At 70.7% G+C, this 23,779-nt stretch carries 17 protein-coding genes and 1 tRNA gene; 8 read left to right on the forward strand and 10 right to left on the reverse strand.

The window, feature by feature from the left end; genetic code table 11:
- Positions 1 to 53: 53 nt before the first annotated feature.
- The gene (locus ACIP5O_RS16605) at positions 54 to 1,811 is read right to left on the reverse strand and encodes a beta-galactosidase family protein (protein ID WP_401293746.1); all 1,758 of its coding nucleotides are present in this window, start codon (positions 1,809 to 1,811) and stop codon (positions 54 to 56) included.
- Positions 1,812 to 1,918: 107 nt separating this feature from the next.
- Here ACIP5O_RS16605 and ACIP5O_RS16610 point away from each other — a divergent pair, with 107 nt between their 5' ends.
- The 5 genes from ACIP5O_RS16610 to ACIP5O_RS16630 all read left to right on the forward strand — a co-directional run bounded on the left by ACIP5O_RS16610 (position 1,919) and on the right by ACIP5O_RS16630 (position 8,860).
- Positions 1,919 to 2,806, forward strand: coding sequence for an AraC family transcriptional regulator (locus ACIP5O_RS16610; protein ID WP_401293749.1), 888 nt, complete (start codon positions 1,919 to 1,921; stop codon positions 2,804 to 2,806).
- Positions 2,807 to 2,817: 11 nt separating this feature from the next.
- On the forward strand, positions 2,818 to 3,225 hold the full coding sequence (locus tag ACIP5O_RS16615) for a chorismate mutase (RefSeq protein WP_401293752.1): 408 nt from the start codon (positions 2,818 to 2,820) through the stop codon (positions 3,223 to 3,225).
- Positions 3,226 to 3,322: 97 nt separating this feature from the next.
- Positions 3,323 to 5,809 (forward strand): aminopeptidase N, encoded by a 2,487-nt coding sequence (gene pepN / locus ACIP5O_RS16620; protein ID WP_401293755.1) that lies wholly within the window; start codon positions 3,323 to 3,325, stop codon positions 5,807 to 5,809.
- 130 nt (positions 5,810 to 5,939) lie between these two features.
- On the forward strand, positions 5,940 to 7,415 hold the full coding sequence (locus ACIP5O_RS16625; protein WP_401293758.1) for a pyridoxal phosphate-dependent decarboxylase family protein: 1,476 nt from the start codon (positions 5,940 to 5,942) through the stop codon (positions 7,413 to 7,415).
- Positions 7,412 to 8,860, forward strand: a complete 1,449-nt coding sequence (locus ACIP5O_RS16630; RefSeq protein WP_401293761.1) for a lysine N(6)-hydroxylase/L-ornithine N(5)-oxygenase family protein — start codon at positions 7,412 to 7,414, stop codon at positions 8,858 to 8,860. Before ACIP5O_RS16625 ends, ACIP5O_RS16630 begins: the two co-directional genes overlap by 4 nt.
- Positions 8,861 to 8,868: 8 nt before the next feature.
- Here ACIP5O_RS16630 and ACIP5O_RS16635 read toward each other — a convergent pair whose 3' ends face one another.
- Entirely contained in the window at positions 8,869 to 10,677 is a 1,809-nt protein-coding gene (locus tag ACIP5O_RS16635) for a bifunctional metallophosphatase/5'-nucleotidase (RefSeq protein WP_401293764.1), read from the reverse strand.
- 283 nt (positions 10,678 to 10,960) lie between these two features.
- On the opposite strand from ACIP5O_RS16635, the gene pyk reads away from it, so the two are divergent.
- A complete protein-coding gene (gene pyk, locus ACIP5O_RS16640; RefSeq protein ID WP_401293766.1) occupies positions 10,961 to 12,388 on the forward strand; it encodes a pyruvate kinase in 1,428 nt (475 codons plus the stop codon).
- A gap of 52 nt (positions 12,389 to 12,440) precedes the next feature.
- Positions 12,441 to 13,202 carry an isocitrate lyase/phosphoenolpyruvate mutase family protein gene (locus ACIP5O_RS16645; RefSeq protein ID WP_401293768.1) on the forward strand — a complete coding sequence of 254 codons (762 nt, stop codon included), beginning with the start codon at positions 12,441 to 12,443 and terminating at the stop codon, positions 13,200 to 13,202.
- A 72-nt stretch (positions 13,203 to 13,274) separates the two neighbouring features.
- Here ACIP5O_RS16645 and ACIP5O_RS16650 read toward each other — a convergent pair whose 3' ends face one another.
- The 5 genes from ACIP5O_RS16650 to ACIP5O_RS16670 form a co-directional block, all read right to left on the reverse strand.
- A complete protein-coding gene (locus ACIP5O_RS16650) occupies positions 13,275 to 14,453 on the reverse strand; it encodes an amidase domain-containing protein (protein ID WP_401293771.1) in 1,179 nt (392 codons plus the stop codon).
- A gap of 170 nt (positions 14,454 to 14,623) precedes the next feature.
- The gene (locus ACIP5O_RS16655) at positions 14,624 to 15,946 is read right to left on the reverse strand and encodes a hypothetical protein (RefSeq protein ID WP_401293773.1); all 1,323 of its coding nucleotides are present in this window, start codon (positions 15,944 to 15,946) and stop codon (positions 14,624 to 14,626) included.
- Positions 15,947 to 15,988: 42 nt separating this feature from the next.
- On the reverse strand, positions 15,989 to 18,181 hold the full coding sequence (locus ACIP5O_RS16660; protein ID WP_401293776.1) for a transglycosylase domain-containing protein: 2,193 nt from the start codon (positions 18,179 to 18,181) through the stop codon (positions 15,989 to 15,991).
- 328 nt (positions 18,182 to 18,509) lie between these two features.
- On the reverse strand, positions 18,510 to 19,199 hold the full coding sequence (locus tag ACIP5O_RS16665; protein WP_401293778.1) for a transcriptional regulator: 690 nt from the start codon (positions 19,197 to 19,199) through the stop codon (positions 18,510 to 18,512).
- A 110-nt stretch (positions 19,200 to 19,309) separates the two neighbouring features.
- A tRNA-Leu gene (locus ACIP5O_RS16670) sits at positions 19,310 to 19,384 on the reverse strand.
- Positions 19,385 to 19,496: 112 nt separating this feature from the next.
- On the opposite strand from ACIP5O_RS16670, the gene ACIP5O_RS16675 reads away from it, so the two are divergent.
- A complete protein-coding gene (locus ACIP5O_RS16675) occupies positions 19,497 to 20,156 on the forward strand; it encodes an ANTAR domain-containing response regulator (protein WP_062756575.1) in 660 nt (219 codons plus the stop codon).
- An 81-nt stretch (positions 20,157 to 20,237) separates the two neighbouring features.
- Here the strand turns inward: ACIP5O_RS16675 and ACIP5O_RS16680 are convergent, their stop codons facing one another.
- From ACIP5O_RS16680 to ACIP5O_RS16690, 3 genes are read right to left on the reverse strand one after another with little or no spacing between them, the layout of a single operon-like run.
- Positions 20,238 to 20,954, reverse strand: a complete 717-nt coding sequence (locus ACIP5O_RS16680) for an ABC transporter ATP-binding protein (RefSeq protein ID WP_125668508.1) — start codon at positions 20,952 to 20,954, stop codon at positions 20,238 to 20,240.
- A complete protein-coding gene (locus ACIP5O_RS16685; protein ID WP_401293781.1) occupies positions 20,951 to 21,943 on the reverse strand; it encodes an ABC transporter ATP-binding protein in 993 nt (330 codons plus the stop codon). The genes ACIP5O_RS16680 and ACIP5O_RS16685 overlap by 4 nt, the downstream gene beginning before the upstream one ends.
- A 3-nt stretch (positions 21,944 to 21,946) precedes the next feature.
- Positions 21,947 to 23,776, reverse strand: a complete 1,830-nt coding sequence (locus ACIP5O_RS16690) for a branched-chain amino acid ABC transporter permease (RefSeq protein ID WP_401294170.1) — start codon at positions 23,774 to 23,776, stop codon at positions 21,947 to 21,949.
- Between the last annotated feature and the right edge of the window lie 3 nt (positions 23,777 to 23,779).

Below are 23,779 nucleotides of genomic sequence, written 5' to 3' on the forward strand. Positions count from 1 at the left end.
TGTGGGCCGGCCCGGTGTGCACGGGCCGCCCGCTCCCCTTGTTCAATGTGCGGTCACAGGACGTCGAGCGCGACCCCGGTCCCCGCGTCCCCCTCCAGCTCCAACACCCACACCTCGTTCGCCCCCTCCCGCAGCACCGGACCCGGCACGAACAGCGCCTCCTGCGGGCCGGCCGACCAGTAGCGGCCCAGGCAGAAGCCGTTCACCCAGACGAAGCCCCGGGTCGCACCCGGCAGCCGCAGCACCGCGTCCCCCGCGCCCGCCACGTCGAGGACCGCCCGGTGGAGCCCCGGCCCGGAACCGCCGGCCTCCTCGAAGCGCACCTTGTCGACCGCCGCCGCCTCGACCGCGTCGAGCCGCAGCCCCCGCGCCCGCACCCCGTGCAGGTACTGCCGCTCGTGCCGTACGCCCCCGGTGATCCCCTTCGGCTCCGCGAGCCGCGGCCCGTAGTTGACCCGGCCCAGGGACTCCACCCACAGGTCCACCACCGCCGGACCCGCCACCGGTTCCGCGAGCGCCACGTCCTCCCCGCCGCTCGTGTCCAGGACCCCCGCGAGGGCCCCGTCCACGTACACCACCGCCCGGTCCCGCAGCCCCGTCACCCCCAGCGGGTACGGCCGCCGGGGTCCCGGCACCGCCACCCGGTAGCGGACCAGGCCCCGGTCCACCCCCAGCTCCTCGAAGGTCGGCGGCACCGCCGCCACCACCTCCTCGTCGCCGAGGACCTCCAGGACCGCGTCCAGCGACGCCCACCCCTCGAAACCGCCCCGCACCGGCGCCGCGAGCCGGACCGGGGGCTCCGGCACCTCCGGCAGCGGCCCCTCCGCGTACTCCGCGAGCACCTCGCGGAAGCGCCGGAACTTCTCCGTCGGCCGCCCCGCCTCGTCCACCGGGGCGTCGTAGTCGTACGAGGTCACCGTCGGCCGCAACGGCCCGTCGTGCAGCTCCCCGTCCCGGTTCGCCCCCGCCCAGCCGCCGAAGTTCGTGCCGCCGTGAGCCATGTACACGTTGACCGAGGCCCCGCACTCCAGGACCTCCCGCAGCGCCGCCGCCGCGTCCTCCGCGTCCCGCACCGCGTGCTCCGTGCCCCAGTGGTCGAACCAGCCGCACCAGAACTCCATGCACATCAGCGGCCCCGACGGCTGGTGCCTGCGCAGCGTCGCGAAGCCCTCCCGCGCCCCCGAGCCGAAGTTCGCCGTCGCCAGCACCCCCGGCACCGAACCACCCGTCAGCATGTGGTCCTCCGGGCCGTCCGAGGTGAACAGCGGCACGACCACCCCGCACTCCCGCAGCAGCCCCGCCAGCCACTCCAGATACACCGGATCGCTGCCATAACTCCCGTACTCGTTCTCCACCTGCACCAGGACCACCGGCCCGCCCCGGTCCACCTGACGCTCCACCACCTGCGGCAGCAGCCGCCGGAACCAGGCCTCCACCGGCGCCAGGAACTCCGGGTCCCGGGTCCGCACCCGCCGCCCGAGCGGCCCGGTCAGCCAGTGCGGGAGCCCGCCGTTCTCCCACTCGGCGCAGACGTACGGCCCCGGGCGCACGATCGCCCGCATCCCCGCCCGCCCCACCGCGTCCAGGAACCGGCCGAGCGCCGCCACGTCCCCGTACCGGCCGGGCTCCGGCTCGTACAGGTTCCACGGGACGTACGTCTCGACGCAGTCGAGGCCCATCGCCCGCAGCATCCCCAGCCGGTGCTCCCAGTGCCCCTCGTGCACCCGGAAGTAGTGCAGCGCCCCCGACAGCAGCCGCACCGGCCGCCCGTCGAGCAGGAAGTCCTCGTCACCCACAGCGAACGTGCTCATGGGCACCACCCCACCCCCTGGCGGCGAACCCGTCCATGGACAAAGATCGTCGCAGTTTGGACGTTAGGGCCCGCCCGGCCGGGGCCCTGGGGAAGGGGCACCACCGCATGTACCACACCTGGATGCGCTACTTCACGCCCAGCCCCGTCCACCACCGCCTCGGCCTCGTCTGCCTCGGCGTCGGACTCCAGCACGGCACCCTGCCCACCGTCGGCCCCCGCACCCTCGACCACCACGTGGCCGTCGTCGTCTCCGCCGGCGCCGGCTGGTACCGGGGCGCCGACGGACGGCGCACCGCCGTCACCGCCCCCGCCCTGATCTGGCTCACCCCCGGCACCCCCCACCACTACGGCGCCGACCCCGGCACCGGCTGGGACGAGGCCTTCGTCGACTTCTCCGGACCCGCCGCCGCCACCTACACCGAACTCGGCTACATCGAACCCGACCGGCCCGTCGTCCCCCTCTCCGACGCCGCCCCCGCCCGCGCCGCCATCGCCCGGATCGCCCGCGCCGCACGCCCCGGCAACCCCCTCCTGGAGGTGGAGACCGGCGCCGCCGTCCACGAACTCCTCGTCGCCCTGCGCCGCGCCCGCGCCGACACCAACGCCGACGGCGACCCCGTCCTCGCCGCCCTCGCCCGCGACGCCTTCCAGCCGCTCTCCGTCGCCGAGCACGCCGCCCGCCACGGCATGACCCCCGCCGAACTGCGCACCGCCGTCCGCCGCGCCGCCGGATGCAGCCCCAAGGACTACCTGCTCACCGTCCGCCTCGGCCGCGCCAAGGAACTCCTCGCCGCCACCGAACTGCCCGTCTCCGCCGTCGCCCGCCGCGTCGGCTACGACGACCCCGCCTACTTCTCCCGGCTCTTCACCCGCCGGGTCGGCACCGCCCCCATCCGCTTCCGCGAGCAGCAGGGACGGTCCGTGCCCGGCGGCTGGAGCAACCGCGTCCCGGATCCCGAACACCCTCCGACGATCCTTCCGCGATCCGTCTAAGCTCGCAGATCATGAGCGACTCCACCCCGGCCTCCGCACCGACCCCGGCACCGGCCTCCGCACCGACCCCAGCCTCCGCACCGACCCCGGCCGCCGAAGAGACCCCGGCCTCCTCCCCGGCCGCCGACGAAGCCGTACGCACCGAGCTGACCCGGCTGCGCGACAGCATCGACAACATCGACGCGGCGGTCGTGCACATGCTCGCCGAGCGCTTCAAGTGCACCCAGCAGGTCGGCGTCCTCAAGGCCGCGCACCAGCTGCCGCCCGCCGACCCCGCCCGCGAGGCCCGCCAGATCGCCCGCCTCCGGGAACTCGCCGAGAGCGCGAAACTGGACCCGGCCTTCGCCGAGAAGCTCCTCAACTTCATCATCGCCGAGGTCATCCGCCACCACGAGACGATCGCGGACGGAACGCGCTGACGGAACGCGCCGGAGGAGAGCCCCCGCAGGTCACGCCCCGGCAAGGTTCTCCCCGCACCCCTGCCGGAGGCCCCGGGCATCGGGCAGCATAGGGCCCATGTCCGTACTGACGCGCGACGAAGCGCAGACCCGTGCCCAGCTCCTCGACGTCCACCACTACCGCGTGGACATCGACCTCACCACCGGCGCCGAGACCTTCGAGTCCACCAGCACCGTCCGATTCACCGCCCGCGCCGCCGGGGACACCTTCGTCGAGCTCAAGCCCGTCACCCTGCACTCCGCCACCCTCGACGGAGAGCCCCTCGACCCCGCCGCCCTCGACGGCAACCGGCTCCCGCTGAGCCTCACCGAGGGCGAACACGAGCTGCGCGTCGCCACCACCATGCGCTACTCCCGCACGGGCGAGGGCATGCACCGCTTCACGGACCCCACCGACGGCGAGTCGTACGTCTACACCCAGCTCTTCATGGAGGACGTCCAGCGCGTCTTCGCCGCCTTCGACCAGCCCGACCTCAAGGCCGTCTTCGAGGTCGCCGTCACCGCCCCCGACGACTGGACCGTCCTCGCCAACGGCATCACCGAACGCCAGGCCGACGGCACCTGGAAGGCCGCCCCCACCCCCCTCCTCTCCACCTACTTCGTCTGCGTCGCAGCCGGCCCCTGGCACTCGGTCCGCACCGAACACGCCGGGCTCCCCTTCGGCATCCACTGCCGCCGCTCCCTCGCCCCCCACCTCGACGCCGACGCCGACGAGATCCTCGCCGTCACCAGGGCCTGCTACGACCGCTACCACGAGAAGTTCGACGAGCCGTACCCCTTCGACTCGTACGACCAGGCCTTCGTCCCCGAGTTCAACGCCGGCGCCATGGAGAACCCCGGCCTCGTCACCTTCCGCGACGAGTTCGTCTTCCGCTCCGCCGTCACCGTCACCGAGCGCCAGACCCGCGCCATGGTCATCGCCCACGAGATGGCCCACATGTGGTTCGGCGACCTCGTCACCCTGCGCTGGTGGGACGACATCTGGCTGAACGAGTCCTTCGCCGAGTACATGGGCTACCAGACCGTCAACGAGGCCTGCTCCGACCTCTTCCCCGACACCTGGATCGACTTCGGCGTCGCCCGCAAGGCCTGGGGATACGAGGCCGACCAGCGGCCCTCCACCCACCCCGTCGCCCCCGACCCCGAGGCCGTCCCCGACACCGCCTCCGCCCTCCTCAACTTCGACGGCATCTCCTACGCCAAGGGCGCCTCCGCCCTCCGCCAGCTCGTCACCTGGCTCGGCGAGAAGGACTTCCTCGCCGGCATCAACATCCACTTCGAGCGGCACAAGTTCGGCAACGCCACCCTCGCCGACTTCATCGACAACCTCGCCGCCGCCACCGACCGCGACGTCCACGGCTGGGCCGAACAGTGGCTGCGCACCACCGGCGTCGACACCCTCACCCCCCGCCTCGACGGCGAGGGCCTCCACTGGAACCTCACGGTCGACCGCGACGGCAGCCGCCCCCACCGGATCTCCGTCGGCGTCTACGACCGCGACCCCTCCGGCGACCTCGTCCCGCGCGAACGCCGCGAACTCGACGTCCCCCAGGACGCCCCCGCCGAACTCGCCGGCCCCCGCCCCGCCCTCGTCGTCCTCAACGACGAGGACCTCACCTACACCAAGCTCCGCTTCGACGACGTCTCCGAGGAGTCCGCCCTGCGCGGCCTCTCCCGCGTCCCCGACCCGCTCACCCGCGCCGTCCTCTGGAACGCGCTGCGCGACCGGGTCCGCGACGGCGACCTCGCCCCCGCCGACTACCTCGAAGTCGCCCTGGCGCACCTCACCGAGGAGACCGAACTCGCCCTCGTCCAAGGCGTCCTGGCCTTCGCCCGCCACCAGATCGCCGACCGGTACGTCCCCGCCGACGAGCGCCCCGCCGCCCTCGCCACGATCTGCGGGATCGCCCGCGCCCTGCTGCGCCGCACCGAGGACGGCGAGGCGCCCGGACTGCGCCTCACCGCCGTCCGCGCCTTCGTCGACAGCGCCACCACCCCCGACAAGATCGCCTCCTGGCTCGACGAGGGCACCGTCCACGGCGGCCCCGAACTCGACCCCGAACTGCGCTGGCGCATCCTCGCCCGGCTCGCCGTCCTCGGCGCCACCGACGAGGCCGCCGTCGCCGCCGAACTCGAACGCGACCCCAGCGCCACCGGCCAGGAGGGCGCCGCCCGCTGCCGCGCCGCCCTGCCGACCCCCGAGGCCAAGGAGGCGGCCTGGTCCGCCCTCTTCGACTCCGACGACCTCTCCAACTACCTCTTCACCGCCACCGCCCAGGGCTTCTGGCAGCCCGAACAGGCCGAGTTCGTCGGCGCGTACGTGCCCCGCTTCTACGAGGCGGCCGTCGCCCTCGGCGACCGGCGCGGCCCCGCCATGGCCGAGGCCGCCGGCCGCCACGCCTTCCCTGCGCACGCGGTCGACGCCGACTCCCTGGCCCTCGGCGAACGCCACCTGGCCGACACCCCCATGATCCCGGCCCTCCGCCGCAAGCTCGTCGACCAGCTCGACGACCTGCGCCGGGCCCTGCGGGTCAGGGAGGGCTGAGCCGGAGGATGGTGCGGGGACCCCGCTCCCCGCACCACCCGTCCCCGAAACACCACCCCGTGTCCCCCGTTCGGGTCACACCCCCGCACTCTCCGGACAAACCCCCGCACCCCCCGGCACCCTGTCGTCCATGCGTGCCGCACCCCCACCCCTCGCCGGAGGCGTCCCCGGCGCCGACGCCCTGCGGCCCCTCCTGGGCGCCGTCCTCGACGCCCTGCGCGCCGGCGCCGAGGAGCGGGGCGGACCGCTCCCGGCCGGGGGACCGGAGGCGGTGGCCCACCGCACCGCACGGCTCGGAGCCGTACTCCCCGAGACCGGAACCGGCCCCGACGAAGCCCTCCGCACCCTCGTCCACGCCCTCGCCGCCGGCGCCGCCGACCCCGCCGACCCGCTCTGCGCCGCCCACCTCCACACCCCGCCCCTCGCACTCGCCGCCGCCGCCGACCTGGCCGCCTCCGCGCTCAACCCCTCCATGGACTCCTGGGACCAGGCCCCCGCCGCCTCCGCCCTCGAAACCCTGGTCACCACCGCCCTCGCCGCCGAGATCCACCCCGGCGCCCCCCACCCCGACGCCCTCGTCACCACCGGCGGCACCGAGTCCAACCAACTCGCCCTCCTCCTCGCCAGGGAACGCCACGCCGGGGAACGCCACGCCGGGGAACGCCACGCCGGGGAAGGCCACACCGGAGAACGCCACGCCCGGGAAGGCCACGCCCAGGAACGCCCCACCGGAAAAGGCCCCCTCCGCACCGTCGTCGGTGCCAACGCCCACCACTCCTTCCGGCGCGCCGCCTGGCTCCTCGGCCTCCCCGCCCCCGTCGTCGTCCCCACCCCCCGAGGCGTCCTCGACCCCGCCGCCCTCCACGCGGCCCTGACCGACACCCCCGGCCCGCTCCTCGTCGCCGCCACCGCCGGCACCACCGACGAAGGCCTGATCGACCCCCTGCCCGCACTCGCCGACGTCTGCGCCGCCCACGGCGCCGACCTCCACGTCGACGCCGCCTACGGCGGCCCCCTCCTCTTCAGCCGCACCCACCGCCCCCTCCTCGCCGGCCTCGACCGCGCCCGCACCGTCACCGTCGACCTCCACAAGCTCGGCTGGCAGCCCGCCGCCGCCGGACTCCTCGCCGTCCGCGACACGACCGACCTCGCCCCCCTCGCCCACACCGCCGACTACCTCAACGCCGACGACGACACCGACGCCGGTCTCCCCGACCTCCTCGGCCGCTCCCCGCGCACCACCCGCCGCCCCGACGTCCTCAAGGCCGCCGTCACCCTCCGCGCCCTCGGCCGCACCGGCCTCGGCGCCCTCGTCGACACCTGCATGGACCTCGCCCAGGACCTCGCCGACCGCATCGAGAAGGCCCCCGCCCTCGACCTGCGCGCCCGGCCCGTCCTCACCACCGTCCTCTTCCGCCCCCACGACGCCGACGACACCGCCGTCGCCGCGATCCGCCGCACCCTCCTCACCGGCGGCCGGGCGGTCCTCGGCCGGGCCCGCGCGGACGGCCGCCTCTGGCTCAAGGCCACCCTCCTCAACCCCCACGCCACCCCCGGCGACCTGGACCAGCTCATCACCCTCGTGGAAGGCAGCGCCCACCGATGACCGGCAGCACCCCCGAACAGGACACCGACCGGCCCCCGCACCCCCGGGACACCCCGGCCCCCGACCGCCCCCACGACCTCGTCGGCATCGGCATCGGCCCCTTCAACCTCTCCCTCGCCGCCCTCGCCCACGGCGTCCCCGGCGGCCTCTCCACCGCCTTCTACGAACAGCGCCCCGCCTTCCACTGGCACCCCGGCCTCCTCATCGACGGCGCCACCCTCCAGGTCCCCTTCCTCGCCGACCTCGTCACCCTCGCCGACCCCGCCAGCCCCTGGACCTTCCTCAACTACCTCAAGAGCCGCGAGCGCCTCTTCCCCTTCTACTTCGCCGAGAAGTTCCACATCCACCGCGCCGAGTACGACGCCTACTGCCGCTGGGCCAGCGAACGCCTCCCCGGCCTCCACTTCGCCCACCAGGTCGACTCCGTCCGCTGGAACCCCGAACGGCGCCTCTTCGAGGTCGACTTCGCCCAGCTCGACCCCGAGGGCGAGACCGAGGCCCTCGGCCGCACCTACACCCGCAACGTCGTCCTCGGCGTCGGCACCGAACCGTACGTCCCCGAACCCCTGAAGCCCCTCGCCGACGCCCCCGGCGTCCCCGTCGTCCACTCCGCCGACTACCTCACCCACCGCGAGACCCTCCTCGCCGCCGGACACGTCACCGTCATCGGCTCCGGCCAGTCCGGCGCCGAGATCTTCCTCGACCTCCTGCGCGCCCGCCCCGCCGGAGCCGAGGGCATCCACTGGCTCACCCGCACCGAGGCCTTCGCCCCCATGGAGTACTCCAAGCTCGGCCTCGAACACTTCACGCCCGACTACACCCGCTACTTCCACGCCCTCCCCGAGCAGGTGCGCGACGGCCTCGTGCCCCGCCAGTGGCAGCTCCACAAGGGCATCGACGACGCCACCCTCACCGCCATCCACGACGAGCTCTACCGCCGCACCCTCCACGGCGGCTGGCCCGACGCCGTCCTCACCCCCGGCGTCCGCGTCCGCACCGCCGGCCGCGTCGCCACCACCCGCGTCGAACTGCACCTGGAGCACGTCCAGCAGTCCGCCCGCACCCGCCTCACCACCGACGCCGTCGTCCTCGCCACCGGCTACCGCGAACGCCCCCTCGACCGCCTCCTCACCGGCCTCGACCCCTACCTGCGCCACGACTCCGCCGGCCGCCCCCGGATCGACGAGCAGTACCGCCTCGTCCTCGACCCCTCCGTCACCGGCGCCGTCCACGTCCAGAACGCCGAACGCCACACCCACGGCGTCGGCGCCCCCGACCTCGGCCTCGCCGCCTGGCGCAGCGCCACCATCCTCAACGCGATCACCGGCAAGGAGCCCTACCCGCTGCCCCGCCGCACCGCCTTCACCAGCTTCGGCCTGGAAACGCGAGAGGCGCCCGGCATCCCGGCCCAGGGCCGGAAGCTGACGCCTCTCGTCCAGCACTGACGTACGGATCAGAACACCGGCACGCCGTCCCGGGTCAGCTTCCAGTCCACCGACGCGAACTGCCCCGGGTCGACCGTCCCCTTCGCCCGCACCCACTGGATGATGGTGTTGCGGATCTCGTCCGAGTCCGCCCAGAGCTGCTGCGCGTTCGCCACGTGCGGGAACGCGCCGCCGCCGCTCGCCCGGTAGTTGTTCACCGCGAGGACGAACCTCGCCGCCGGGTCCAGCGGCTTCCCCTCGAACGACAGGTTCACGATCCGCGAACCGGCCGGCTTCGCGATGTCGATCTCGTACGTCAGACCCGACACCGCGTCGTAGTTGTAGTCCGGCGTGTTGTCCGCGTTCGTCAGCTTCGCCGTGTCGACCGGGGCGCCCGCCGGGGTCCGCACGTAGTACCGCGCCGAGAACTCCAGGTAGTCCTTGAGCTGGGCGCCCGTCAGCAGCCGCGCCTCAAGCGTGTTCTCGAACGGGTACAGACCCGCCGCGTCCTTGATCGTGACCTGACCGGCCGGGATCCGGGCCGTACGGGAGAAGCAGGAGGCCTGCGAGAGCACCGGCAGACCCGCGTACGCGCCGCCCGCCAGCGCCGCCTTCACCGTCTCCGCCTGCACCACGTTGATCAGGTCGATGATCGGCTCGTCCTTCCACGGCGCGTCGGCCGTGGTCATCGCCGAGGTCGAGGTGCCGATGACCTGGTTGACGTACGCGACCACCTTCCGGTGCTCGTCGGAGAGCAGCCGCACGATCGTCCGGTCCTCCTCCACCGTGTTGGAGTTCAGGACCTGGGCGCCCGCCTTCTCGACGCTCCAGCGGCCCTTCTCCCACACCAGGTCGAAGTCGAAGAGGGTGAGGCGCTGGCCCCACTTCAGCGGCTCGGAGAGGACGACCTCCTTGCCGGTCTCCTTGTTCGCGACCCGGTACTCGGGGATCTCGGTGTGCGCGTGCCCCACGAGGATCGCGTCGATGCCCGGCACCTGCTCGGCCACGAGCCCGGCCGCGTTCTCGACGTACGGCAGCTGGTCACCGTACGAGGACGTGCCGCTGGAACCGGAGTGCGCCGAGACGACCACCACGTCCGCGCCCATCGAGCGCAGCTTCGGCACCCACTTCGCCGCCTGCTCCTCCAGACCGGGGAAGACCATCTTCCCGCTGACGTTCGCCTTGTCCCAGATCGCGATCCCCGGGTTGGTCAGCCCGAGCACGGCCACCTTCACGCCCCGGCCGCAGGGGGTCCGCAGCCGGTGCATGCTGTACGGGGCGAACGCCGGCCGCAGGGTCTTCGCGTCGAGCGCGTTGGCGCCGAGCAGCGGGAAGTCGCACTGCTCCTCGAACTTCCGCAGCACCGGGATGCCGTAGTTGAACTCGTGGTTGCCGAGGGCGGCGGCGTCGTAGCCGATGGCGTTCATCGCCTGCGCCATCGGGTGCACCGGCCCGCGCCGCGCGGTGATCGGGTCGACCTTGGCGTAGTAGTACGACAGCTGGGTGCCCTGGATGGTGTCACCGGCGTCGATGAGCAGGGTGTTGCGCCTCCCCTTCGCCTTCCGCACCTGCTCGACGAGCGTGGAGATCTTCGCGAGGCCGACGTCGTTGTGCGCCTTGTCGTCGAACTCCTTGTCCGTGAAGTAGTCCCAGTTGAAGACGTTCCCGTGCAAGTCGGTCGTCCCCATGACGGTGAAGGAGTACCGCACGGCCGGCTTCGGGCGGTGTCCGTGCCCGGGTCCGTGGGCCTCGGCCGGGGCGACGGCCCCGGCGGTGAGGGCGGCCCCGGCCCCGACGGCCACGGAGCCCTCCAGGAACGTCCGGCGGTTCAACGGCATGTGCTTCTCCTCGGTTCGATGGCGTCGCTCAGGTGCACAACGCGCGTAGATTCTGGCCCAGGAGACCCGTCCGCAACAGGTCCGGCGGGTTACGGAGTGGAAAAGTGTTCGACGGGCACGCGTCGCGAAGCGGCCGGAAACGGGCCGGAAAAGTACCGGAAAACGCTCATCGGAGCGCCCTGCCGCACAGATTCAAGTCTTGTCAACAACCTTTCACGGAAAGGTTGTTGGGTAGACATGACAGGCGGATTCGCTACCGACCGGTAAGCCCTAGGCTCGTCCCATGCGCCGAGCGAAAATCGTTTGTACCCTTGGGCCCGCCACCGAAACATACGACCAGATCAAGGCATTGATCGAGGCCGGAATGGACGTCGCCCGCCTCAACCTCAGCCACGGCACCTACGCCGAGCACGAGGAGCGCTACCAGCGCGTCCGCAAAGCCTCCGACGAGACCGGCCGCAGTGTCGGCGTCCTCGCCGACCTTCAAGGCCCGAAGATCCGCCTCGGCCGCTTCCGCGAAGGCCCCGTACTCCTTGAACGCGGCGACGAGTTCACCATCACCGTCGAACACGTCGAAGGCGACCGCCACACCTGCGGCACCACCTACCCCGGCCTCGCCGACGACGTCACCACCGGCGAACGCGTCCTCGTCGACGACGGCCGCGTCACCCTCGAAGTCACCGCCGTCGACGGCCCCCGCGTCCGCACCCGCGTCATCGAGGGCGGCATGGTCTCCGACCACAAGGGCCTCAACCTCCCCGGCGTCTCCGTCTCCGTCCCCGCCCTCTCCGACAAGGACGTCGAAGACCTCCGCTGGGCCCTGCGCACCGGCGCCGACGTCATCGCCCTCTCCTTCGTCCGCAGCGCCCGCGACATCGACGACGTCCACCGCATCATGGACGAGGAGGGCCGCCGCCTCCCCGTCATCGCCAAGATCGAGAAGCCCCAGGCCGTCGAGAACATCGACGAGATCGTCGCCGCCTTCGACGGCATCATGGTCGCCCGCGGCGACCTCGGCGTCGAAATGCCCCTCGAACAGGTCCCGATCGTCCAGAAGCGCGCCGTCAAACTCGCCAAGCGCAACGCCAAACCGGTCATCGTCGCCACCCAGATGCTCGACTCCATGATCGACAACTCCCGGCCCACCCGCGCCGAGGCCTCCGACGTCGCCAACGCCGTCATCGACGGCACCGACGCCGTCATGCTCTCCGGCGAGACCAGCGTCGGCCGCTTCCCCGTCGAGACCGTCCGCACCATGAGCCGCATCGTCGAAGCCGCCGAAGAGGACGTCCTCGCCAAGGGCCTCCCCCCGCTGACCGAACGCAACAAACCCCGCACCCAGGGCGGCGCCGTCGCCCGCGCCGCCGCCGAGATGGGCGACTTCCTCGGCGCCAAGTTCCTCGTCGCCTTCACCCAGTCCGGCGACACCGTCAAACGCCTCTCCCGCTACCGCTCCCCGATCCCCCTCCTCGCCTTCACCCCCGACCCCGCCACCCGCTCCCAGCTCAACCTCACCTGGGGCGTCGAGACCTTCCTCGGCCCCCACGTCGACTCCACCGACGCCATGGTCGCCCAGGTCGACGAGGAACTCCTCCGCATCGGCCGCTGCGCCAAGGGCGACATCGTCGTCATCACCGCCGGCTCCCCGCCCGGCGTCGCCGGCTCCACCAACCTGGTCCGCGTCCACCACATCGGAGAGCCGCTGACATAACCCCGCCCCGTCAGCACGTTGCCCACGGCGATCCGGGGGTAGCGTCATCGACATGGACCTCCGCACCACCGTCGAGCGCGCCCAGCGCCTCAAGCAGCTCCACGCCGACCACCAGCCGCTCGTGCTGCCGACCGTCTGGGACGTCTGGTCCGCGCGGACGGCAGCCGACGCCGGCTTCCCCGCGCTGACCGTCGGCAGCCACCCCCTCGCCGAGTCCCGCGGAGCCGACGACCACGAAGGACAGACCTTCGCAGACGTGCTCGCCGCCGTCCGGCCGATCGTCGCGGCGGTCGACATCCCCGTCTCCGTCGACCTGGAGGCCGGATACGGACAGAAGCCCGCCGACCTCGTCACCGGACTCGTCGAGATCGGCGGCGCCGGCCTCAACATCGAGGACACCGTCCACTCCGACGGCGGACGCGTCCGCGACACGCAGGAACACGCGCACTACATCGCGGAACTGCGCGCCGCCGCCGACGACGCGGGCGTCCCGCTCTGGATCAACGGACGCACCGACCTCTTCCTCCACGCCGAGGACCCCTCCGCCGTCCTCGACGAGGCCGTCGAACGACTCCGGGCCATGGAACGCGCCGGCGCCGACAGCGTCTACCCCGTCCGCATCCAGGACGACGACGACCTGCTCACGGCGGTCGTCGACGCCGTCACCGTCCCCGTGAACTCCACGGCCCACCCCGTCAAGCACGACCTCGCCCGCTTCCGCCGCCTCGGCGTCGGCCGCATCACCTACGGCCCCCTGCTCCAACTCGCGACGACGGACGCGATGAAGGACATGCTGAAGCCGTGGGCACCCTAGGGAGGCCGAAACGCCACCGCGCCCCGCGTCCTCGACGGACACGGGGCGCGGTGGCACGGGGTGCGGCCTCCGTCAGGTGCGGTAGGCGTAGTACGCGGCGTTCGGGTTGGCCGAGATGATGCTCGTCACCGACCGGCGCAGGGTGTTGGTGGAGTGGTACGTCAGGTACGGCACGCCGTTGCGGCGCGACGTGACGATCATCGTGTGGTCCTTGGACCCGTCCTTGTCGAAGTCCACCTGGAGGACGTCGCCGACGTCCAGCTGGTAGACGTTCGCGAGACTGGTCGTGCGCTTGGAGTTCTGCGCGAACCAGGACCACTCGTTGACGCCGACGAAGGAGTGCGACTGGATGTCCGCGGTCCCGAACCAGCGCGTGTAGTCGTACACGTAACCGGACACGTGCTTCCAACCGCCGGCCTTCAGGGACTGGCTGACGAAGTTCGTGCAGTCACCACCCGCGCCGGACCCGTTGAAGTTCGGGTAGGCCGGGTTGTAGTTGCTCCAGTACTTCTCCGCGTACGCGGCCATCGCCTTGTAGTCGTACTCGCCGCCGGTGAGGTTCTTGGGGGCGGCCGGCGGACGCTTGGTGATGGCGGCGCGGGGCGCCGACGGAGTGGTGCTGGTGGCCTTGGCCGGCACGGGAGCGGTCATCGGCCGGGCGAGCTGGTTCACCGCGAGGGAGCTGTCCCCGGTCTCACGGATCTTCGTGAGCTTCCAGGCACCCTTCTTGTCCGCCTTGAAGGTCAGCTCGTGGTGAGCCTCGAAACCGGTGGTGCCCGGCTCGCCACCGGCGACCTTCGCATAGGTCAGCGTGGTGTTCTCGGTGACCGTGACGACGGCGGTACGGCCCTTGACGCTGGTGCGGTCCAGCGTGACCGTGGTGCTGCCGGCGCTGTACTTCTCACCGCTGCGCGCCAGCCGGTTCCTGCGGTCGCCGAGCTGCTTCAGAGCGGCGTCCTCGGTGCGGCCGGTGCCCGAGGAGAGCTCCACCCTGCCGGAGAAGCCCTCGGTGAGGGCCTTCCCACGGCCGTGACGCGGCCGGTCGACCAAGGCGTTGGTGCGGTCGGTGAAGACCGCGTCGGCCAGACTCTGGAAGGCGGCCCTGGTCTTGGCGTCGACCTGGGGCTCGGCTGCCGTGGAAGCGCCCGCGTTCCAGTTGGGCAGCAGCGCGGCGCCCGCGACGGCCGACGCGGCGGCCGCCGTGAGTATCGACGCCCGACGTCGAGTGTGCTTCAGTTTTCTAGACTTCACTGGCGTTTCCCCTTTGTCCCCGGCGCAGAACGGCCGAGATAAGCCGCATTTTTACACGGCTTGTGCAGCTGTTGTGAAGGAGGTTGGCGATCGGCGCGGGGAAGCCGCCCCACCCTCGCCCCGTGCGGTACCGGCCCGGCCGCCGACCCGCCCGCCCCCGGCCTCCCCGGTCACTTCACCACACTGGACCAGTCCGGCGACTGGGCCGGATCGAGACTGCGCAACCGCTCCAGCGTGGACGGCTTCTGGACGTCCATCCAGTCCGCGAGCTCCTTGAAGGACACGCACTTGACGTCCTTCTTGGTGCACACCTTCTCGATCATCTCGTCGACGGCCTTCATGTAGATCCCGCCGTTCCACTCCTCGAAGTGGTTGCCGATGAACAACGGAGCACGACTGCCGTAGTACACACGGTCGAACCCCGCCATGTAGGTGTTCAGCGTCTCCTGCTGCCACTGCGGGTACTTGGCCGGATCACCCTCCGTCTCCCCCTCGGACTGGTTGTAGAGGAAGTTGAAGTCCATGGACAGACCCTGGTACTTACCACCCTCGTACGGGAGCATCTGCAGCGGAAAGTCCCATATGCCGTTCTTCTTCTTCGGCCATATCTGGAAGTCACCGGCGGAACTCGCGTCATAACGCCAACCGAAGCCCTTCGCCGCCCGGAGCAGATTCGCCTGACCCTCCAGACAAGGAGCACGACCACCCACGACCTCACGACGGATGTCGAACGGCAACGGCGCCAGATCCGTCCTGCCGGTATGGGTCTTCCACTCCTCCACGAACCCGTAGAACTGGTCGATCTCGCTCTTCCACTCCGACACGTCCCAATCGCCACCCCCCTTCGCACCACAAAAGTGCCCGTTGAAGTGGGTACCGATCTCGTTCCCGTCCTTCCACGCCCCGGCGAGCTGCTCCAGGGTCGTGTAGACGTGCTCGTCCGTGGGGAAACTGATCGCCGCACTGCCCCGCGAGTGCTGCGGCGGGTCGTACAGATCCTTCTTGCCCTTGGGCAACAGATAGATCCCGGTGAGGAAGAAGGTCATGTGGGCGTCGTTCCTGCGAGCCATCTCCCGGTAGTGCGCGAACAACCCGTCATCACCCTGCAGAGCGCCGTCCCAGGAGAAGACGACGAACTGCGGCGGCTTCTCACCCGGCTTCAGGGGCCGCACCTCCAACTGCCCCTTCTGCGGACCGGTGTAGGACGTCGAACCGTCACCGATCACCTTCACCCGACCGTCCCACGCCGCCTCCCCCGAAGCCCCGGGCAACGGCTTCTGCGACGAACCGCCCGCCGCGGACCCCGCCGGAGCGGTGTCGTCGGCACCGGACAGCACCAGATAACCGGCAAGGACGGAGACGACGACGAGAACCGCCGCCACCGTGAGCGCCCTCCTCCCGACGGAGAAGCCGGCACCGACGGAGAAGCCGGTACCGACGGGGAAGCGGCGGCGCGCGGGAGCCTTGCGGCGACGGCCCGACGGTTTGTTCATCTGCGGCTTCATCCTTCGGAGGCGGGAAGTGGACGGCATCGGTCACGACGACGATCGGCCGAGGTGACCCAGGGCCTGCGCCCAGATGCCGTACGGAACGCTGTCGGCGGCCGTGCCCCCCAGCCCCTCCAGCGGCAGGGGTTCGAGACTCTTGGCCAGGTCGATGCGGTAGACGACCACCGCCGTGGACACCTTCTTCTCGGTACCGACGTACCAGGCGGCGGTGTCGTCCTCGGTGGTGCCCGCCTTCCCGGCGACCCCGCCACCCGCGGCCGCCGCGGCCCCCGGATGAGCGGTACGAAACGCATCGGTCAGAGCGGACTGCACCGCGGCGGCGGTCTCGGCGTCCACCGCCCGGCGCGCACCCGGAACGTCCGCGGCGACCTCATGACCATTGCGGGTGACCTTGAGAATGGCGTACGGCTCGGTGTGCCGACCCTCCGCGGCGAAAGTGGCGTAACCACTGGCCATACGGATCGCACTGGGCGTGGAACTCCCGGCCGACAACGCGGGCACCTGGGCACCCAGACTGGAAGGCAGCAACCCGGCCGCCTTCGCGGTCGCACGGACCTTGTCCAGACCGGTGTCCATACCGAGCTGCATGAAAGTCGTGTTGACCGAGAGGGCGAGCGCCCGGTGCAGGGATATCTGCCCGTAGGACCGCCCGCCGTCGTTCTTCGCGGCCACCTTGCGGCCACTCCGGTCCCAGTACGGCCCCTCCGGCGTGGTGACCGGCACCCCGTCGTCACCGGAGTACAACGTCTCGCCCGTCACCGCCTCGGGAGAACCGTCCCGGCTCTTGCGCACACCGTGCTCCAGAGCCGCCGCGTACACGAACGGCTGGAACGCCGACCCGGCCCGCACCGTGGTCGCATTGGACTCGTTGTAACCCTGCTTGCGATGGTCGGGACCACCGTGAATGGCCAGGATCCGCCCGTCGGCGGCCACGGAAGCAGCACCGTAATGGACCTGCTTCGCGGCCCCGGAATTCTTCTTGCGCGCCTCGTCCCGAGCCTTGTTGACGGCCTTGGTCAGCTGATCCACGCGCTTCTTGTCGAACGTCGTGTAGATCTGATAACCACCACGGTCGAAGTCCTTGTCGGAAATGTGCGCCGTCTTCTTGGCGTACTGGGTGGCGAGCTCCACCAGATAATCGCTCTGCTCACCCGTGTTGTAGAGCGGATTGCTCTCCAACGGCTCCGGGAACGTCCGGTAACCGGCCCGCTCCTCCGGCGACAGCTTGCCGATCTCCACCATCCGGTCGAGCGTCCACCGCCACCGCTCCTCCGCACGGGCCCGGTTGTTCGCACTGAGCGTCGGATCGTACAACCCCGCCCCCTTCAGCAGGGAAGCGAGGAAAGCGGCCTCACTGGCGTTCAGCCCACTGACGTCCTTGCCGTAGTACGCCTGAGCGGCACGCTGGATGCCATAGGTGCCGCGACCGAACCAACTGGTGTTGAGGTAGCCCTCCAGGATCTCGTCCTTGCTCATCTTGTTGTCGAGCTTGAGGGCCATCATGGCCTCGGTGAGCTTACGGCTGTAGGTCTGCTCCTGGCTGAGGTAGACGTTCTTGACGTACTGCTGCGTGATGGTCGAACCGCCCTGGGTACTGCCCTGCCCGAGAGTACGGAAGACCGCACGACTGAGACCCTTGAGCGAAATGCCGGGATCGCTGTAGAAACTCTCGTTCTCGGCCGCGAGCACCGCCCAGCGCACGTCCTCGGGCACGTCGTCCAGCTCCACCGCCTGCCGCTGCACCCAACCCGTACGGGCCATGGGAGTGCCGTCGGCCCAGAAATAGACGTTGTCCTGCTGCGTGGCGTAACTGTTCAGATTCTCCGGAATGTCCGTGACCGCATAGGCGAAGCCCAGGGACAGGAAACCCAACCCGAACGACGCGAGGACCGCACCCCCGGCCTGCCGCCAGGAAGGCACCCAGCGCTTCCACCCCACCCGCCCGGGCCGGGGATAGCGCGGCCGCACACGACGCAGCCAGGAACCACACACCACGGCGACGGCGACGAGACGGGCGACGAGCGCCGACCTGGGGGCCTTCCGTGGCGCCTTCCGGCGGCGCCCGGCACCCGCCCGACGTGACGCCCGGGACCCGGAGGGAGCCGCCGAGGAACCGCCGGACGAACCGGTCCCTTCCGGTTCTCCCGCGTCGGAGGACGCGCCGGCCGCGTCATCACGCCCTCCGCCGGGTATCCCGCCCTCGGGTATGCGCAGCTGCATGGTCTCGTCGGGAGCCGACCGCAACCCGAGGAAACGCCTGCCCGCCGAGGAACCCGGCTCCGAGGGGACCCCGTCGCCACCCTGAGCGTGCCCTCCCCGTCCCGTCTCGGTCACGACCGGCCTCCCCTCCATACTCCCTGGTGCGCACGCAGGCAGACAGTACGGATGTACGAGGGCTTGATCCGGTTGCCGCTACGGCGATCGCAGACCCTGATTCCCCCCGACTCCACGTGACCGCGGCGCCCCCAAATTACCAGCGCCCTCCGCACGATCTCCACGGGGTGTTCGGACGAATCGGTCACACCGGGATCGGTCGAGACCTACCGTCTCAGCCCTTGGGCCCCACATGAAGATCCATGAGCGCGACGGAGGCCCTGCGGGCGACGGAGACGTTGTACGGCTTCCCGTTGCGGACGCAGCGCGTCCACTCGACGCCGAGCGCGTCGAGCGTGTCGGTGTAGAGCCGCCGGATGTCGTCCGAGACGTTGGTGAAGAAGTACCGGGGGTACTCGTACCGCTTGCGCTCGCCGTTCACGACGCGGGTGGTCCAGTTGGTGATCCGGCACCCGTCGGAGTGCACGAGCCCACGAACGAACTCCCAGGGACGAGCGTCGACAATCTCCTGCTGCCAGGGTTCCAGGACGATGTGCCGTTCGTGTTTTCTGCCCGGTCCGTGCTGGGGAAAGAGGCACTTCCAGTGCCGACCGTAGCTCGTGACCATGACGCACCCTTGCTTCTGCAGCAAGCAGGCGCTTCCCGTGGGTTGTACGGCCAGGATCGCGGAGCGGCACGCTTCGATCAGCCTGGGCCAGGCGTCTGCGCAGGCGATGCGGAGGTAATGGCCACCCCGGGGGTGATCACTGATGCAGCCGTCACCCAGGTAGAGCCCGAGCAGATAGGCGTACGCGGCAGTGTCGTCCGGCAGCCCGGGGAGCGGGCGGCATCTCGGGCACGGTACGGACGTCCTGCGCGCGCGGGGGAGGGCAGGAGCGTGCGTACGTGTTGCGGTGTCGTACATGGATGCGAGCCTTACGAGGGTCGCGCCAAGGCGTGCCTAATTCGAAGCTACGTCCACTCGTGTGAGTGAACGGAGGTGCCCGCGGCTCAACCTTCGAAACAGAGGAAAAGTGCCCCAGGTGGGATTCGAACCCACACTGTCCGCTGTTTGAGAGCGGCCTCTCTGACCAGTTGGAGTACTGGGGCCTTGGAAAGGCAGGTCCAGATAGGCCCTGCGGATCACTACCTTACAGGAGGTGGGTAGGCTCATGGGGAGCTGTATCCGCCTCGGAACGAGGCCATCGAACGAGGAGCCCCCGTGACCGCCCCCGAGTCGCCCCAGCCCGCCGACGACGCCGAGGCGCCGCACGTTCCGCCGCTGACGACCCGTGTCGTCATCGCCGAGGACGAGGCCCTGATCCGCCTCGACCTCAAAGAGATGCTCGAAGAAGAGGGCTACACGGTCGTCGGCGAGGCCGGGGACGGCGCCAAGGCCGTCGAGCTCGCCCGCGAGCACCGCCCGGACCTCGTCATCCTCGACGTGAAGATGCCCGTCCTCGACGGCATCTCGGCCGCCGAGAAGATCGCCGGCGAGTCCATCGCCCCCGTCCTCATGCTCACCGCGTTCTCGCAGCGCGAGCTGGTCGAGCGGGCCCGGGACGCCGGTGCCATGGCGTACCTGGTGAAGCCGTTCAGCAAGAGCGACGTGGTGCCGGCCATCGAGATGGCCGTCTCCCGGTTCGCGGAGCTGCGGGCCCTGGAGAAGGAGGTCGCCGACCTCTCCCAGCGGCTGGAGACCCGCAAGCTGGTGGACAGGGCGAAGTCGGTCCTGCAGACGCAGTACGGCCTGACGGAGCCCGCCGCGTTCCGGTGGATCCAGAAGACGTCGATGGACCGCCGCATGTCGATGCAGCAGGTCGCGGAGGCGGTCATCGAGGACGCCGAGGAGAAGAAGGCGGCCAAGAACAAGGAGCAGTGACCGGCTCCGTACGTACGGGAGAAGGCCCGCCCCCACGGCGTTGTGGGGGCGGGCCTTCGGCTTGCGTGCGGTCGGGGAGGGTCAGTCCTCGCCGAGGTACGCCTTGCGGACAGACTCGTCGTGGAGCAGGTCCTGGCCGGTGCCGGAGAGGACGACCTTGCCGATCTCCATGACGTGGCCGTGGTCGGCCAGGGCGAGCGCGGCCTGGGCGTTCTGCTCGACGAGCAGGATGGTGGTGCCCTGGGCCTTGAGCTCGGCGATGGTGGCCATGATCTTCTGCATCATGATCGGGGAGAGGCCCATGGAGGGCTCGTCGAGCATGAGCAGTTTGGGCTGGGACATGAGGGCCCGGCCCATGGCGAGCATCTGCTGTTCGCCGCCGGAGAGCGTGCCGGCGGCCTGCTTGCGACGTTCGCCCAGGATGGGGAAGAGGTCGTAGGCGCGCTGGACGTCCTTGGCGATGCCGGGGCCGTCCTTGCGGAGGAAGGCGCCGAGGAGGAGGTTCTCCTCGATCGACATGCGGGGGAAGATGTGCCGTCCCTCGGGGGAGTGGGCGAGTCCGAGGGAGACGATCTTGTGGGCGGGGATCTTGCGGAGGGACTTGCCCTCGAACTTGATCTGGCCGCCGATGGGCTTGAGGAGGCCGGAGAGGGTCCTCAGGGTGGTGGTCTTCCCGGCGCCGTTGGTGCCGATGAGGGTGACGACCTCACCGGCGTCGACGGAGAAGGAGATGCCCTTGACGGCCTCGATCTTTCCGTAGGCGACGCGCAGGTCCTCGACTTCGAGCAGTGCGGTCATGCGTCGTTCTCCTTGCCCGAAGCAGGGTCGTGCGGGGTGTCCTCCGAGGCGTGGTCGGAAGCCGGTGCCTCGGGGGTCTCGTCGGCGGGGGTTCCGTCGGCCGGGGTCGCGTCGGTCTCCGGGGTGTCCTCCGCGGCCGGGGCGGCGGGGGCCGGGGTCGTGGCCGGGGCCGCGTCCGACTCGACGGGCTCGCCCAGGTACGCGGCGATGACCCGCTCGTCGCTCTGGACGGTCTGGCTGTCGCCCTCGATGAGCTTCTGGCCCTGGACGAGTACGGCGACCCGGTCGCAGAGGTTGAAGATGAAGCGCATGTCGTGCTCGATGACGAGGACGGCGACGCCCATGTCCCGGATGGCGAAGATGAGTTCTTCGGCGGCCCGGGTCTCCTGCGGGTTCATGCCGGCGGTGGGCTCGTCGAGGAGGATGAGGCCGGGGTCGCTGGCGAGGGCGCGGGCGATCTCCAGCTTGCGCTGCTCGCCGTAGGGGAGGTTCTTGGCGAGGTGCTGGGCCTTGTCCTGGAGGCCGATGAACTCCAGGAGTTCCATGGCGCGCTGTGAGGCCTCGGCCTCGGCCTTCCGGAAGCCGGGGAGGCGGAGGAGGGCGGACCAGAGGCCCTGCTTCATCCGGGTGTGGCGTCCGACGAGGACGTTCTCCAGGACGGTCATGTTGTGGAAGAGGCGGATGTTCTGGAAGGTGCGCGCGATGCCGGCGGCGGTGACCTTGTAGGAGGTGGGGGGCAGGACCTTGCCCTTGTAGCGGACTTCGCCCTCGGTGGGGACGTAGAGGCCGGTGAGGCAGTTGAAGAAGGTGGTCTTGCCGGCGCCGTTGGGGCCGATGAGGCCGACGATCTCGCCGCTGTTGACGGTGAGGTTCACGTCGCGGACGGCGGTGAGGCCGCCGAAGCGCATGGTGACCCCGCGGGCGTCGAGGACGGTCTCGCCCGTGGTGGGGGCGGGGGTGGTGTCGGCGGTCTTCGTGGTGGTGGTCATGGTTCAGGCACCTGCCTTGGCGAGCGTGGCGGGCGTCTCGTCCTTCTCGTGGAACTCCAGCTGGTTGCGCCGGTTGGCGATCATGCCTTCGGGGCGGAAGCGCATGAGGAGGATCAGCGCGACGCCGAAGGCGAGGAGCTGGAACTCGCCCATGAACTGGAGCTTGTTCGGGATGAGGAAGAGCAGGGAGGCGCCGACCAGGGGGCCGCTCATCGTGCCCATGCCGCCGAGGACGACGGCTGCGAGCAGGAAGGCGGAGTTGGGCGGGATGGGGCCGGCGAAGAGGTACTGCTCGGGGGTCACGGTGTAGGTGACGTGGGCCTGGACGGTGCCGGCGAGGCCGGCGAGCGCGGCGCCGAGGGCGAAGGCGATGAGCTTGACGCGGAAGCCGTTGATGCCCATGGCGAGTGCGGCGGTCTCGTCCTCGCGGATGGCGACCCAGGCGCGGCCGATGCGGGAGTCGCCGCTGCGCCGGAAGACCAGCACGACGACCACCATGATCAGCAGCATGAGGAAGAAGTAGTTGGCGAAGCGTCCGATGGTGAAGCCGGCGATGACGTGTTCGGCGCCGAAGTCGAATCCGAAGATGTTGAGGTTCGGGATGGACGCGATGCCGTTGGAGCCGTTGGTGATGTCGGGTCCGGAGGTGCCGTCGGTGTTGTTGACCGCGATGCGGAAGATCTCGCCGAAGCCGAGGGTGACGATGGCGAGGTAGTCGCCGCGCAGGCGGAGGGTGGGGGCGCCGATGAGGACGCCGAAGACCAGGGACGCGGCTGCGCCGACCAGGACGGCGGCCCAGAAGGGGAAGTGGACGCCGAAGGGGGAGGTCGGGGCGCCGGAGACGAGGGCGGCCGCGTAGGCGCCGACGCCGAGGAAGGCGACGTAGCCGAGGTCGAGGAGGCCGGCGAGGCCGACGACGATGTTGAGGCCCAGGGCGACGGTGGCGAAGATCAGGATGTAGACGCCGAGGGTCGCGTACTGGTCGTCGGTCTGGGTGAAGGGGAAGAGGGCGGCGGCGGTGAAGGCGCCGGCGATGGTGAGGTTCTGGTGCTTGCCGGTGAGCTGGGTGGCCTGCTGCATGAGGCCGGACTTGTTGACGGCGGCGAAGCCGATGCCGGTGGTGATCAGGAAGCCGAGGAACAGCTCGTCGTACTCGGTGCCGACGCCGTAGGTGAAGATGCCGAGGGCGACGGCGAGGACGCCGGTGATGATGAGGATCTCGACGGAGGAGTGCAGCGGGGGGAGCCGTCGTGCGGGGCCGGTGGCGAAGGCGGCCTTGAAGGTGGCCCAGCCGTTGCCGGCCTGGTGCTTGAACTGGTCCCAGCCGGTGTCCTCGGGGTCCTTGGGGAGGAGCTTGGGCCGCTCGAAGGGGAGGGCGAGGGCGCCGAGGAGGGCGATCAGGGAGGCGAGGGCGACGACGGCGCCGCCGGGTTCCAGGTTGATCGGGCCGCCGAGGGTGATGCTGATGGCGGCGACGGTGAACCAGGCGATGGCGAAGTTGGCGATGGCGGCGAGCCTGAGGGCCGCGTCGCCGCCGGCTGGGGTGAGCCAGCGGGTGCCCTTGACGCCGTAGGTGGAGAGGGCGAAGAGGGTGGTGAGGAGGCCGGTGACGAGGACCTGGAGCTGGAGGCCGCCGGGGGAGCCGTAGAAGGTGAGGTCGCCGGGGAAGCTGGGGGTCCAGGTCCAGGCGAGGAAGCAGCTCGCGATGGTGAGGGCGCCGCCGGCCGTGGTGAGGAGGCGGGCGGTTTTGGCGGGGATGAAGCCGATGAGGCCGGTGGCTTCGGCGGTCTCGGGGGCCGCGGCCGCCCGGGGGTTCTCGGAGATGGTGGTCATGGT

This window comes from Streptomyces sp. NPDC088915 (assembly GCF_044749825.1).
GTDB lineage: Bacteria > Actinomycetota > Actinomycetes > Streptomycetales > Streptomycetaceae > Streptomyces.